The organism is Aeribacillus sp. FSL M8-0254, assembly GCF_038008845.1.
Lineage (GTDB): Bacteria > Bacillota > Bacilli > Bacillales > Aeribacillaceae > Aeribacillus > Aeribacillus composti.
In genome coordinates, this window is the sequence record NZ_JBBOZY010000001.1 from 3,264,478 (window position 1) to 3,278,852 (window position 14,375).

General features: G+C 38.4%; 13 protein-coding genes. 7 read left to right on the plus strand and 6 right to left on the minus strand.

Going from position 1 to position 14,375, the window contains the following annotated elements:
* Positions 1 to 175: 175 nt before the first annotated feature.
* From NSQ44_RS15870 to NSQ44_RS15895, 6 genes are all read left to right on the plus strand, one after another.
* Positions 176 to 1,489, plus strand: a complete 1,314-nt coding sequence (locus NSQ44_RS15870) for an ABC transporter substrate-binding protein (protein WP_340857615.1) — start codon at positions 176 to 178, stop codon at positions 1,487 to 1,489.
* A 115-nt stretch (positions 1,490 to 1,604) separates the two neighbouring features.
* A complete protein-coding gene (locus NSQ44_RS15875; RefSeq protein ID WP_340857617.1) occupies positions 1,605 to 2,504 on the plus strand; it encodes a carbohydrate ABC transporter permease in 900 nt (299 codons plus the stop codon).
* A complete protein-coding gene (locus tag NSQ44_RS15880) occupies positions 2,494 to 3,318 on the plus strand; it encodes a carbohydrate ABC transporter permease (RefSeq protein WP_003252244.1) in 825 nt (274 codons plus the stop codon). Before NSQ44_RS15875 ends, NSQ44_RS15880 begins: the two co-directional genes overlap by 11 nt.
* A gap of 14 nt (positions 3,319 to 3,332) precedes the next feature.
* The gene (locus NSQ44_RS15885) at positions 3,333 to 4,478 is read left to right on the plus strand and encodes an ABC transporter ATP-binding protein (protein ID WP_340857618.1); all 1,146 of its coding nucleotides are present in this window, start codon (positions 3,333 to 3,335) and stop codon (positions 4,476 to 4,478) included.
* An 11-nt stretch (positions 4,479 to 4,489) separates the two neighbouring features.
* Positions 4,490 to 5,290: a sugar phosphate isomerase/epimerase family protein gene (locus tag NSQ44_RS15890; RefSeq protein ID WP_063386793.1), complete on the plus strand. Its 801-nt coding sequence runs from the start codon at positions 4,490 to 4,492 to the stop codon at positions 5,288 to 5,290.
* 15 nt (positions 5,291 to 5,305) lie between these two features.
* Positions 5,306 to 6,094, plus strand: coding sequence for an HAD-IIA family hydrolase (locus tag NSQ44_RS15895; protein WP_340857619.1), 789 nt, complete (start codon positions 5,306 to 5,308; stop codon positions 6,092 to 6,094).
* A 133-nt stretch (positions 6,095 to 6,227) separates the two neighbouring features.
* On the opposite strand, the gene NSQ44_RS15900 is transcribed toward NSQ44_RS15895, so the two are convergent.
* From NSQ44_RS15900 to NSQ44_RS15920, 5 genes are all read right to left on the minus strand, one after another.
* Positions 6,228 to 7,028: a uroporphyrinogen-III synthase gene (locus NSQ44_RS15900; RefSeq protein ID WP_340857620.1), complete on the minus strand. Its 801-nt coding sequence runs from the start codon at positions 7,026 to 7,028 to the stop codon at positions 6,228 to 6,230.
* A 752-nt stretch (positions 7,029 to 7,780) separates the two neighbouring features.
* Entirely contained in the window at positions 7,781 to 8,737 is a 957-nt protein-coding gene (locus tag NSQ44_RS15905) for a siderophore ABC transporter substrate-binding protein (protein ID WP_340857622.1), read from the minus strand.
* A 163-nt stretch (positions 8,738 to 8,900) separates the two neighbouring features.
* Complete coding sequence (locus tag NSQ44_RS15910; protein ID WP_094244445.1) at positions 8,901 to 9,659, minus strand: iron ABC transporter ATP-binding protein; 759 nt, start codon at positions 9,657 to 9,659, stop codon at positions 8,901 to 8,903.
* On the minus strand, positions 9,653 to 10,603 hold the full coding sequence (locus tag NSQ44_RS15915; protein ID WP_340857623.1) for an iron chelate uptake ABC transporter family permease subunit: 951 nt from the start codon (positions 10,601 to 10,603) through the stop codon (positions 9,653 to 9,655). Before NSQ44_RS15915 ends, NSQ44_RS15910 begins: the two co-directional genes overlap by 7 nt.
* Positions 10,593 to 11,546 carry an ABC transporter permease gene (locus NSQ44_RS15920; protein ID WP_339197568.1) on the minus strand — a complete coding sequence of 318 codons (954 nt, stop codon included), beginning with the start codon at positions 11,544 to 11,546 and terminating at the stop codon, positions 10,593 to 10,595. The genes NSQ44_RS15915 and NSQ44_RS15920 overlap by 11 nt, the downstream gene beginning before the upstream one ends.
* A 383-nt stretch (positions 11,547 to 11,929) precedes the next feature.
* Between NSQ44_RS15920 and NSQ44_RS15925 the strand changes: the two genes are divergently transcribed.
* The gene (locus tag NSQ44_RS15925) at positions 11,930 to 12,406 is read left to right on the plus strand and encodes an N-acetyltransferase (protein WP_063386801.1); all 477 of its coding nucleotides are present in this window, start codon (positions 11,930 to 11,932) and stop codon (positions 12,404 to 12,406) included.
* A 1,114-nt stretch (positions 12,407 to 13,520) separates the two neighbouring features.
* On the opposite strand, the gene NSQ44_RS15930 is transcribed toward NSQ44_RS15925, so the two are convergent.
* Complete coding sequence (locus NSQ44_RS15930; protein WP_340857624.1) at positions 13,521 to 14,375, minus strand: Cof-type HAD-IIB family hydrolase; 855 nt, start codon at positions 14,373 to 14,375, stop codon at positions 13,521 to 13,523.

A 14,375-nucleotide genomic window follows, 5' to 3' on the forward strand; every position in this document is an offset into this window, starting at 1 on the left:
ATTGAAGACAGCTTGTAGAAGCCGCTTGCTCGAACACGGACGGTGATAGCCAGTCAAAGGCAACACGATTTGTTAACTGATTCATGTAAAGAATTTTCTAAATAGCCGAAATGTCACGACATTTTGAAGATCCTTTCATTAATTACGGTCAAACAATTTGGTGAGGAGGAATATAATGAAATCATTTGTAAAATTGATTTGCGCATTTACATTAGTATTTATGTTAGCAGCTTGTAACAACACGAGCAAGCAGGCAGCCAATGACTCTCCTTCTAAATCAGAGGACGGCAACAAAAAAACGGTTATCGAATACTGGCACGTAAATGCTGAAACTCAAGGTGGAAAAACAGTAGAAGAGTTAGTGAAGGAATTTAATGCACAAAGTGATACTGTAGAAGTCGTAGCCAAATACAACCCGGACATGTATAAAGGGTTGATGCAAAATTTACAGGCTGAAGTAGCTGCGGGCAATTCACCAGCAGTTGTACAAGTAGGATGGGCATTTTTAGACTACTTCTCAAATAATTTTCATTATGTGTCGCCGCAAGAAATAATAGATAGATATTTTCCAGAAGATAAAACATTTTTAAAAGATCATTTCTTAAAAAATGTTTTGGATTTAGCGAAAAATTCGGATGGTGAACAAGTCGGGATTCCATATTCGTTAAGCAATCCAGTCCTCTATATTAATCGAGACCTTTTGCGAAAAGCTGGACTAGATGAAAATGGGCCAAAAACGTGGGAAGAGGTAAGAGAATTTTCCAAAATAATAAAAGAGAAAACCGGAAAATATGGGTTTTATTTGCAGGAGCCGGCAGATAACTGGGCTACACAAGCTTTATTAGAAAGCAACGGAGCCAAAATGATTACGGACGGAAAAGCAACATTTGCTTCAAAAGAAGGAATTGAAGCGTATCAACTATGGGCTGATATGGTGTTAAAAGATAAAACAGCCTTGCATTTGCCTTGGGATCAAGGTGTACAAAGCTTTATCGATGGCAATGTCGCCATGGTCTATACAACGATTGCCCAACGTTCGCATATCCAAGCGAATGCCAAATTTGACGTAGCGGCAATCAAATCGCCAGCATGGGAAGGAAAAGAAGTAAGACTGCCGGCAGGTGGCGCAATGCTGGCTATTACAGCAAAAGATGAAGATCAGCAAAAAGCAGCATGGGAATTCATGAAATTTCTTTATAGCGTTGAATCAATGGCCAAATGGACAGAAGGAACAGGTTATGTGCCTCCACGTAAAGATGTTGCAGAAGCAGAAAATGGACTTAAATCATTTTTAGAAGAAAATGAAATGATGAAGCCTGCCATAGAACAAATGGACAAGATTGTTCCTTGGGCATCATTCCCTGGAGACGCCGGTTTACAGGCAGAGCAATTATTAATAGATGTACGCGACGAAATTCTTACAGGAAAAGTATCAGTAGAAGAAGGTTTAAAATCAACGGAAAAATCCATCAACGAATTGTTAAAGTAAAAGGAAATGTCTACAAAGGGTGACTAACATTTATAACAATTTTTCAAAAAACTTCCTTTAGTCACCCTCCCTTTTAACTTTTATTTTCGGTATCAGTACGGAGGGTAATAAAAATATGAGTGATGGGACGGTTTTAAAAAATAAAGAGAGTTGGAAAGCGTATTGCTTATTGATTCCAACGTTAATTATATTTTCGATATTCATGTTCTGGCCATTTTTATACACGATTTATTTAAGCTTTTTTGACTGGAACATGATTACTCCGACAAAAGAATTTGTCGGATTGAAAAACTACATTGATGTTTTATCAGATCGAAATACATATAAAATATTGGGAAATACATTTATATATATTGCTTTCTTATTAGTTATAAACTGTATCATACCGTATCTTTTTGCTTTCGTTTTAGATTTAATTTTAAAACGATTTAATGGTTTTTATAAAAGCGCCTTGTTTCTGCCGGCATTCATCTCATTGGTCGTCGGTTCGATATTGTTTACGTGGATTTTAAATCCAGTTTCCGGACCTGTTGCCATTATTTTAGGATGGTTCGGCATTGAAATGCCGATTTGGAGCAAATTAGACGGCTGGGTCATATTGGTTTTAAGTTTGATTACATCCTGGAAAGTATTTGGCTATAACTTTATCGTCCTTTATGCTTCTATCAACGGTATTTCACGCGAAATAATAGAAGCTGCCCGTTTGGATAATGTGCCTTTATGGAAAATATTTTTCCATATCGTCTTGCCTATGAGCAGCGCCACTGGCATTTATGTATTTATCATCACAATCGTCCAAGGGCTGCAGTATGTATTCACACCCATAAAAGTGATAACGCAAGGCGGTCCAAATTACGCCAGTTCGAACGCGATTTATCACGCCTATCACGAAGCCTTCGTACTTTACAGAACAGGACATTCTGCAGCTTTATCAATTATGACGATGTTAATCTTTTTCATATTATTAGTTCTTGAATTTAAGTTTGTTGAAAGAGGTATCTATTATGAAAATTAAACGATCTGTTGCGATACCTTGGCACATTATTTTTATCATCACAATCATTATTCTATTATATCCTATCGTTTTTGCATTAGGTTCATCGTTTAAAACGTTGGAAGATGCCTACAACAATGTTTTGAACATAGTTCCGTTAAATCCGACATTCGAAAACTATATCACATTCTTTAATAGTTTACCTGCTTTCAAAATTACGATGAATACGTTCATTATTGCCTCTGTTGCGACAATTTTCAAACTGATTACTTCATTTTTAGCAGCGTATGCTTTCGTATTTTTGCAGTTTAAAGGGAAAAACATTTTATATTTTATGTTAATTAGTACAATTTTTATCCCTTTTACCGTAACAATGATTCCAAACTATTTGATCATATCGGGTATCGGTTTAGTCAACAGCGTTTGGGGTGTTATTTTGCCGCAGCTTGCCAATGCGCTTGGTATCTTTCTAATGAGGCAGTCGATGAAAACAATCCCCATCTCGTTAATTGAAGCAGCCAAATTAGATCATATTGGACACGCCCGGATTATGAAAGATATCGTTCTCCCATTAGTGAGACCGGCTGTCACATCAACAGGCATCTGGTTTTTCATTACTACCTGGAACGAATACGTATGGCCGGTGCTCATTTTAAAAAGCAAGGAAAATTATACATTGCCTCTTGCTTTACAGATGTACATCAGCTCAGAAGGCGGCACGAATTTTACTGTCGCCATGGCCGTATCAGTCATCACAATGATAATACCTTTAACTTTATATTTAATTTTCCAGAAGTATATTATCGGAACATTTACTTCTTCTGGAATTAAATAACGGAGGATGGCACAATGAAGGAAATAAGATTTGAAAACGTTTGGAAATCCTATGGAAAAACACATGTTGTAAAAGGGCTCAATCTTACCATTCATCCTGGAGAACGTTTAGTTCTTCTAGGTCCGTCCGGATGCGGCAAATCGACAACTTTACGCATGATTGCAGGCCTTGAAGAAATTACTTCGGGCGACTTATATTTGAATGACGTAAAGGCGAATGACATTCCAAGCGGAAAAAGAAATGTAGCGATGGTATTTCAAAATTATGCATTATATCCTCATATGAATGTCGTTGAAAATATTACGTACGGTTTAAAAGTTCAGAAGGTTCATAAAGACGAAATTCAAAAAAGATTAAATGCTGTGTTAGAAATGCTCCAGCTGAAAGGATATGAAAACAGATTGCCGAAAGATTTATCCGGCGGGCAAAGGCAGCGTGTCGCTTTAGCAAGAGCCGTTGTAAAAAAATCTGATTTCTTTCTGCTTGATGAACCATTATCAAATTTAGATGCGCAGCTAAGAGTATCTGCGCGCAAGGAACTAGTGAAAATCCATGAAATGTATAAGCAAACAATCGTTTATGTTACACATGATCAAATTGAAGCAATGACTATAGGGGATCGGATTGCGTTAATGAATCAAGGGCAATTGCAAATGGTAGATACGCCGGAAAATGTATATAACCGCCCTGCAAACATCTTTACGGCAAAATTTATCGGCTCGCCTCCAACGAATATTGTCGATATGGATTATTATAATGGCAAAGTTGTGATCGGGAAACAATCATTTTTATTGCATCCGATGTGGATCCGAAAAATAAATGAAAGCAATGCTAAAACGTTTGTTTTTGGAATTCGTCCAGAACATCTAGAAATTTATAAAACTCCCCAAGAAAACACATTAAAAGGCACAGTGAAATACGTGGAAAACCAAGGAAGCAGCTACAGTATTTATATAAATTTAGAAGGTCATGAAGTGATTGCGATGAGTGAAAAAAAGAATTGGCATCCGGGGGAAATGGTCTATTTAAAACCAAAAATGGATCGTATTCATATTTTTGATCAAGAATCCACACAATCAATAGGCTATCCGCAAGAGCTGGATCTGAATGAAAGCAGTCCGATGAATCACAAAATCAATGTGGAAACATATCTTTCATGAGGTGGTTGTTTATGAAAAGAAAAATCTGTTATTCTGATTTGCCGCTTGTATCAAAAGATCCTTTAAAAAATGTCCATGACTTAATTGAATATGGAGCTGATAAAGTTGAACTATTAATGGATGGCGAAAAATGGGATGACATGGAAAAATCATTCAAAAAATTGTCTTCCAAACTAAAAGAATTGCCCATCGGCTACACCATTCATCCGCCAGCATGGGATATTAACTTAACAAGTGAAAATAAAGCGATTCGGGAAGCTTCATTTTTTGAATACAAAAAAGCGATTGAGTTTGCCGGCATGATTCAGGCTTCGCATGTTGTGATCCATCCTGGGTTCTGTTTTTCTCCGGTTTTTGACAAACGTTTAGCAAAGCAGCGAGCTGAAGATTATATCCATCAATTATGTGAATTTGCTAAACCTTTGAACGTCAAGCTGGCAATCGAAAACGTCGGATACAACGGCAGTTCGATTTTTACGCAAGATGAGTTTATAAGCTTTTTAGAAAATATTCATGACACGGCAGGATATTTACTTGATATTGGCCACGCAAATTTAAACGGTTGGGATATTCCGCAAATAATGAAGCAGACAAAGGATCGACTGATTGCCCTCCATGTTCATGATAATAACGGAACAGGAGACGATCACTTGCCAATCGGTGAAGGAACTGTCCCATGGCAAGAAATCTTTAAAACGATTCATGAACAATCAATCGATTGTCAGCTCATCCTAGAATATGCCCCCGGAACACCGTTAGAAAAGTTACGCGAAGGCAAAGAAATTCTTCTAAAAGAACTTTCAACAGAATAAAGGTGGAGTATTGTATTGTTACACATTGACGATTTTGATGCATATTGTTTTGATTTAGATGGAACTATATATATTGGCAATAAACTTTTGCCCGGTGTAAAAGAAACGATCGACCGATTAAGGCGCCATAACAAAAAAATTCTTTTTATCACAAATACATCGACACAAACAAGAGAAGAATGCAGAAAGCGGCTTCATCATTTAGGAATTCAAGCGAAACTGGACGAAATCATGACAGCTTCTTATTTGTCAGCTGTATATTTTTTAGAGAAATCTCCGGATGCTTTAGTCTATATTGTAGGTGAAAAAGCGATTTCGGAAGAATTCCATAAATTTTCACTAAAAATGACCGACAATCCTATGGACGCGACCCACGTACTTGTCGGACTTGATCGCTGCTTTACTTACGAAAAACTCAATTTGGCAATGAACGCGGTTCGTAATGGAGCCAAATTAATTGCAGCCAATCCGGATTCGCTTTGTCCAGTTCCTGAAGGGTATATCTCAGATACACTGGCAATAGCGAAAGCAATAGAAGCTGCATCAGGACGGCCGATCGATCAGGTGATCGGGAAGCCTTCCTCTTTTTACGGCAAAAAAATTCTTGAAAAATTAAACATAAACAGCAACAGGTGCTTAATCATTGGCGATCGTTTAGAAACCGATATTTTGCTTGGAAAAACAAATAATTGCCGCACATGCCTTGTATTAACCGGAGCCTCTAGAAAAGAAGATATTGAAAAAAACAAAATTTACCCGAATTATATTGCACAAAATTTACAGTATTTGTTTTTCATGAAATAAATCGATGCTTTCATACATACTGATTTTTAGGTAAAAAGTTCAAACCCAGGTGGACGTGATTCATCCTCGAAGCTGTCACGCTCCACCTGTTTTTTATACACACAATCAGCCATTAAATTTTTTGACGACAACATCATTGAAAATACTCATCCAAAGCGACAATCATCGCCCCCATCCGCTCCAGCTCTGGAGCCACGATGCGCTGCACCCCATATTCCTTCAATTCTCCAGCAGTTACTTTGCCGACGGCTGCTGCCAAAACATTTTGTTGAAATGCCTCTATAAGGTCGGATGTTGCTCCTTTTTTTTCAGCCAATTTAAAAAGCACTCTTACTTGCGGGGCAGCTGTAAACGCAACAGCATTCAGCTTATTCTGGATTATTTCATCCAGCAGCTGCTCAACGGTCTCAGGATTAGGTACAATGGAGCGGTATGGCAAAATTTCATGCAAAATCGCTCCGTTCTTTTCAAACCATTCTGAAAGCTTTGGCACCGGTTCTCCATGCAATTGTAAAAAAACATGCTTGTCTTTAAAAGAAAATCCTTCAATAGCCCGAAGCAGCCCGTCATTCGTTCCGTCATCATCACAAGCATCCGGCTGAATACCGATTTGTTTAAGAGCCGCTTTCGTTTTATAGCCGCGGGCAGCTATTTTTGCTTCTTTTAAAACGTTTATTAATGAATCCAAAATGCCGATCTTTTCTGCCGCTTCCAACAGAGCGTTCGTCCCTATTCCTGTCGTAAACACAGCCCAGTCAGTCCCTTTTTCAACAATGCTTCGAAGATCAGCCTCCAAATCCGAAGGAGAGCATTTTATTGTTTCTTGAATAGCTCGAATAACAGGCTCCCCTCCTTTTTTACGAATTAACGTGGAAATTTCCTCGCTCTTTCGAGAGCCTGTGATAGCGATCCGTTTCCCATGTAAATTCCCCATGCCTTTCTTCCCCCTTTTTCTCTATCATACTATAAATACTCCGTTCATCCCTTATTTTCAAATGAAAAAGTTTGAGTCAAGTATTTGTGGGCAACTTTTTATGGAAGTAGCGTTAGAGCCGTTATGGAATTTCAATGCTTTTGTATGTTAGCGGTAGACGGGATTATAGGAAAAGCACACCTGGCTTTCTGTCTTAATAAGTACCGCTATTGTTTTTGGAGATGAGAGTCTATTCACTTCATTTTTCATCAATGATTAAAAGCCAATACTATGTAGCAAGGTATTGGCTTTTTGTAATGCCTTCTCACGGTGTCTAACTTGCGAGTCTCATAATCAAATGTTGACCTCGTCTATGACTTTCGGCATATGGATGTGTTTCTTGCGTCTGTTTCTTTTATCGAAAAGGTTGAGACGTTCAAGCACATACTAATCAATTCGACATGTCGGTCATACCTCCCTGGGTAAGGGTGCAGTCTTTCCTTCCACCTGTCTGCTTCATTTACTCTGTACCATCTTCGACAGAAAGGACTTTGTTTCATCCAATGGCAACTGGCCTCATATGAAGTTCGTGTTTCGAGAGACACCTTAAGTTTGCTGCCCGCTTCCTTCAGATTCCACATCACCACGGACACCCTTGCGTTAAGCTAACTGCTACTTTTGTCTTTACAGCTCGGGACTTTCACCCTAGAGATTACACCCATGCCCGGGCGCATATGAAAAAAGAGAGCTGTTTTCAGCTCCCTTTTGAAAAATTATTGGATCACATTATCCACTTCTTTCACCATTTCAGCAACCGAAATCAATCCGCCGCCGGATAAATACCAGTAGTTAGGATCTAAGTACACAATATTGCCGTTTTTGTAGGCATTTGTCTTTTTCACTAATTCATTTTCTACTGTTTGTTTTGCAGATGATTGGCCGCCTACAACAGCACCGCGGTCTACCACAAATAAGTAATCAGGATTTTTTTCAACAATATATTCAAATGAAATGCTTTGTCCGTGTGTAGAAACCTCAATGTTTTCATCTACAGCTTTAATTCCAAATTCATCATGGATGAGTCCAAATCTAGATTTCGGTCCATATGCGCTGACTTTCCCTTCATTGGCTAAAATAACTAATGCATTTTTTCCAGACGCTTCTGCTTTTTCTTTTAGCTTTTTAATCGATTCATCGATTGCTGCCAGTTCTTTTTCAGCTTCCTCTTCTTTACCGAAAATTTCTCCAAGTGTTTTCACATTTTCATGGAATGACTCTAAATATTTCGTTGTATCAACACCCATAAAGATGGTTGGTGCAATTTTCTCAAACTCTTCATAAACCTCTGATTGTCTTCCGGAAATAATGATCAAATCAGGCTCAATCGAACTGATTTTTTCAAAATCCGGTTCTTTTAAACCGCCGACATTTTCATATTTATCGTCACTGTATTTGTCTTTTAAATAGGATGGAAGGTTATCCTTCGGTACACCTGCCACTTCAACGCCAAGCTTATCCAATGTGTCAAGAGCACCAAAATCAAAAACGACGACTTTTTCTGGATTTTTCTTCACTTTTGTTTCGCCAAGTTGATGCTTAATTGTCAGTTCTTCTGACTCCTGTTTCGTGTCATTTTTTTCACCTTCGCCGCTAGTTGCTCCGTTCGAGCCGCAAGCTGCAACAAAAAAAACCATCAAAGAAGCAATGAGAAAAACTAAAAACTTTTTCATAAAAATTACCCCCTGTATATTTTTTAAATGATGTCGGCAATTCTTTAAACATCTCGCAATTGAATAAGAAAATCATTATCATTTCGAATTCTTTGTAAGGAAGAGCTGACAGCTCTTCCTTCTGCTGAGATGTTTATCAAAATGCCTCCATCAATACTACCCTTTAAGAAAAGTACACACATATTTTGCAATTGTTTATTTGCTGGATGTTTATATCCATATCATATACGTCTTTTAAGACAGAATGATCTATGACTTGATCAGTTGGCCCGACGTGTACGAGTTCTCCATCTTTCATTGCAACCACATAATCGGCATACACCGATGCAAAATTGATATCGTGCAGTACAATGACAATTGTTTTTCCAAGTTCATCGACAAGTTTTCTTAACATTTTCATAATTTGCACAGAGTGCTTCATATCTAAATTGTTCAATGGCTCATCAAGCAAAATATATTCGGTATCCTGCGCGATCACCATAGCGATAAAAGCCCGCTGCTTTTGGCCTCCGCTCAACTGATCAAGAAATTTATGTTCAATCTCTTCAAGCCCCATGTAACGGATCGCTTCATCCACATGCCTTTGATCTTCTTTTGTTAATCTTCCGCTTGAATACGGAAATCTGCCGAAAGAGACAAGTTCCCTGACTGTTAAGCGAAGATTAATGTGGTTTGATTGCTTTAAGATCGAAATTTTTTTCGCCAAATCGTTGCTTTTGCATGCGCCAATTTCTTTTCCGTCAATCAAGATTTCTCCTTCATCTTTTTTTATTAATCGGCTGATCATTGATAGCAGCGTGCTTTTCCCAGCTCCGTTTGGGCCGATGAAGGCTGTGATTTTTTGTTTCGGAATTTTCAGCGAGACGCCTTTTACTACAAATTTGTTTCCGTACTGTTTTGAAACATTTTTTACTTCTACCATGATCGATTCTCCTTTAATAGAAGATAAATAAAATAAACCCCTCCAACAAAATTAATGACAACACTTAACGTAGTTGAAAATGTAAACACTCTTTCGACCAATAGCTGACCGCCAACCAACGCAATGATGGAAAAAAGAACGGTCCCGATTGTTAAAACACTATGTTTATATGTGTTTAAAAATTCCCTTGCCACGTTAATCACAAGAAGGCCTAAAAACGTCATCGGACCGGTTAAAGCTGTCGAAATCGAAACGAAAACAGCCACAATGATCAAAAGCCTTTTGACAACATGATCGTAATCAATGCCGAGATTAATCGCATGCTCCCTTCCAAGTGCCAGCACATCTAAATATTTGGCATATTTCAGTGAATAAAGACCCGCCAGCAGCATAACGGCAATCGACAAGTACAGCAAATCCGTATTCACGTTATTGATGCTGGCAAACATTCTGTCCTGCACAATTAGAAATTCGTTAGGATCTATCAGCACTTGCATAAAAGAAGTCAAGCTGTTAAATAATGTTCCGAATATCAGTCCAATTAGAAGAAGAAAATAAATGTCTTGACCCTCGCCTCGAAGAAGGAATTTGTAAAAGATCAGTGCAAACAGCATCATAAAGAACAAGGAAAGCGCAAAGTTAATATTTTTATCGATCATCGCAACATGTGTTGAACCAAATAAAAAGACAAGCATGGTTTGCAAAAGCATATATAAAGAATCTAAACCTAAAATGCTCGGAGTTAAAATTCTGTTGTTTGTAATCGTTTGAAATACTAATGTTGAAAAACCGATTGCTACACTTGTAATAATAACCGCCAGCATCTTCACCGAACGGCGCGGCAATGCATAATCCCAATTTTTGCCGAGGTCGATGAACAAAAAAGTGATCATTAAAAGGACTGCGACCACTAGAAGAGATGTTATTTTCGCTCTATAACCCATATGCTTTTCTCCTCATAAGTAAGTAAACAAAAATGGCACTGCCGATGACACCGACGGTTAAGCTGATCGAGATTTCGTACGGATATATAATGATTCGCCCTAAAATATCGCAGAACATAACGAAAACAGCACCGAGCAAAGCGGTATGAATCAAATTCTTTTTCAAATGGTCTCCATTGTATATGGCGACAATATTCGGAACGACAAGACCTAGAAACGGAATGGTTCCAACCGTCAATACAACAGATGAAGTGATCAAAGCTACGATAACAAGTCCGATATTGACAACTTGTTTATAATTCAAGCCTAAATTTTTCGAAAATTCCTCTCCCATTCCAGCGACAGTGAATTGATTCGCATACAAGTATGCAATTAATACAAAAGGAATACTGACGTACAATAATTCATATTGACCTTTTAAAATTAACGAAAAATCTCCTTCCAGCCATGAGGAAACATTTTGAATCAAATTATTTTTGTATGCAAAAAAAGTAGTGATAGATCCAATGATATTGCCGAACATCAGCCCGACTAGAGGAACAAAAATAGTATCTTTATATTTAATTTTTTCTAATATTTTCATAAAGATAAATGTTCCTAAAAGTGCAAAAGCAAAAGCGACAATCATTTTTTGAATCGGACTAGCGTCTGCAAAAACCATGATCGCAACTAAAATCCCCAATCTGGCGGAATCCATCGTTCCTGCCGTAGTTGGGGAAACGAACTTGTTTCTGCTCAGCTGCTGCATAATAAGACCGGCAATGCTTATGCTCGTTCCTGCAATAATAATGCTAATAACGCGCGGAATTCTGCTGATGATCAAAATTTGTATTTGTTCATCTGTCAAATTGAATAAATCAGTTGGTTTAATATCTTTTACCCCGATAAAAATCGATGCAATTGAAAGAATAATGAGAGCAATGATCAAATATCGTTTTTTCATTTTTTAACTCTTTCCGTAATAAATTAATAATGAGATTCGTTATCAATTATAATAAGAATAAGACTCATTTTCAACACATTTAGAAAAAATGCCTGAATTTGTCCACAATTTGATGGATGAAGAAGATTAAACCTCTCTTATAAACATCATTTTTTACCATAAATTACATTGAATGCTAGCTTCCTTGTAGTAAAATCCTCTTATCAAATATTTTCTCCCGCCAAAATTTTACTTACAGAAAATGTTTAAAGATTTGATGAACTTGCATAATTATAAATTGTTTGGTTTTTTTATTGACAAAATAATGTTCATACCGATAATATATATGAATAAATATTTTATTTTACTTATAATTATTCATTCGATTAAATGAGGGAGTATACATGCACATTCGAAGAGCGACTATGAGCGATACAGATGCCATCTATCAATTAATTAAACATTATGCATTGGAAGGAAAACTGCTCAGCAGAACGTACGCATCTATTTATGAAAATTTACAAAATTTTTATGTTGCAGATGAAGGCGGAGCAGTGGCTGGCGTTGCCAGCTTGCATATTTTAGACAAAGATTTGGCTGAAATCCGCTCGCTGGCCGTTGACCCTGACCATACCGGAAAAGGCATCGGAAAAGAGCTCGTAAAACAAATCATTTATGAAACAAACAGGTTGGAAATTGAAAATTTGATTGCCTTAACGTATCAAATCGAGTTTTTTACCAAACTAGGATTCGATATCGTTGACAAGCAATCTCTCCCGCAAAAAATGTGGAAGGATTGCATCAATTGTCCGAAACTTCCATCGTGTGACGAAACAGCTATGTTAAAAAAAGTATGGCAGACAGAACTAGCGAAACAATAATTCATCACACTTTTTTATTGCCCGCCTCAAAGAAGCCGCACCGTCGCAGTTTTCAATAGTAAATAAAATGAAAGGAGCTATCCAGAAAGTCAAATCCCTATCGTAAATCGAGTAGGAGGGAGCGATTAACTCCCGTCCTCTCACACCACCGTACGTACGGTTCCGTATACGGCGGTTCAATTAAGTATGACGTAGCTCCACGTGAACGAATTCTTCTATTTGTGCCATCTTCTGCTCCACCCTCTTGAAGTCCCCCGTGTGATTCACCACTTCCTCCTTCAAGTAAGTCCTATCGGATTGTCTGCTTCCACACAGAAGATGAACGCCTAGCGATTCGTTCTCCTTAATTGTTCAGTCCTTCCTCTTCCATCTCGAGCTTGAAAGAGTACTATGACTTCTGCTGACTTCTGACGGTTCAGCTATCTATCACTAGATAGGTTACCAAGGTTACTTGGCGTGCCAGCCAGACCTCCCCGGGTAAGAGTGTAATCTTTATGCCAGTGGTCACTCCACCCTCCAAGAGGTCTCCCACGGTATTCACCGCTTCCTCCCTCAAGTGAGGTACTACGTTTCCTGTGTTCATCATGACTCACTGAATGCCAAGGGCTATTCTCTCTTAATTGTTCGGTCCTTCTTAGTTGTTCTAGACCAACTAATACTATGACCTCTGCTGACTTCTGACGGTTCAGCTACTTATCACTAAGTAGGTTATGAAGAGCATTTCACCTATCCGCCAGACCTCCCCGGGTAAGTACATGCACTTTCACACCATCTATCCGCCTCATTTACTCGATATGACCTTCGACAGAAAGAGCTTTGTTTTGTTTGGCAAACTCACCCAGTGATACCTAGCCTCATATGAAGTTCGTGTTCCGAGAGACCTTAAAGTTTGCCGCTCGCTTCCTTCAGATTCCGCGTCACCACGGACACCCTTTCGTTGAGCTAACCTCTACTTCTGTCTTCGGGGTTCGGGACTTACACCCTATAGTTCATGTACATGCCGGGCGCACCAAAATTATAAACGTCGATATATCAACGTTTATAAAACATTAAAGGGGGCGTCAATAAGCCGTAAAAACGACTTATTAGACACCCCTTCACATCCATAAACCATTTACAGCACAAATTGTCGAATAGCATGGGCAACACCGTGTTCATCGTTTGTCCTGGTCACGATATCGCACATTTCTTTCACCTCAGGCTCGGCATTCCCCATTGCAACGGAAAGCCCTGCAGCTTCCAGCATTGGAACGTCATTGAAATTATCACCAATCGCAATCGTTTGTTCCAATGGGATATTGTAGTGCTTGGCAACAGCTTTTAATCCGTATCCTTTATTTCCCTTTTCATCCATTATTTCAATGTTGTAGTCACCTGATGTCGTAACCGCAATCCCAGCAATGTTTTCTAATTGTTCCATGATTTCTTTTCTAGTATGTTGATTAAATTGCAAAATAAAAAACTTTTGGACCGATAAATCACCGCGGTTTATAACATCTTGTATATGACGAAAGTATCGATTATTGTCGGTCCTTTTTGGCTGCTCGATAAACTGTTTGTACTCAGATTCAAGCAAACATTTTGCCAGCTCCGGATTCGACTGCAGAGCAGAGCGAACTTTGGCGCTCCAGTCTTCCGGCATCCAAATACCATCATTTGTATAAAGTTTATACGGCACACCATAACTCTCCAAAATTTCGGCTGCTTCCAACATGTTTTGTTTGTTCATTGAAATGTATTTCGGCTTTTCTCCTTCGATTACGACAACTGTTCCATTGCTTGCTGCAAATGGACATGCAAAATCATATTCGTCCAGCAGTTCACGAATACTCTCAGGCGCCCTGCCGGAGCAAATCATGATGATGTTTCCCTCATTTTGTGCTTCCCGAATAGCTGTAAGATTTTCTTCTGATATGGATAAATTGGAAGATAGCAATGTCCCGTCTAAATCAATAGCTACTAATTTCAT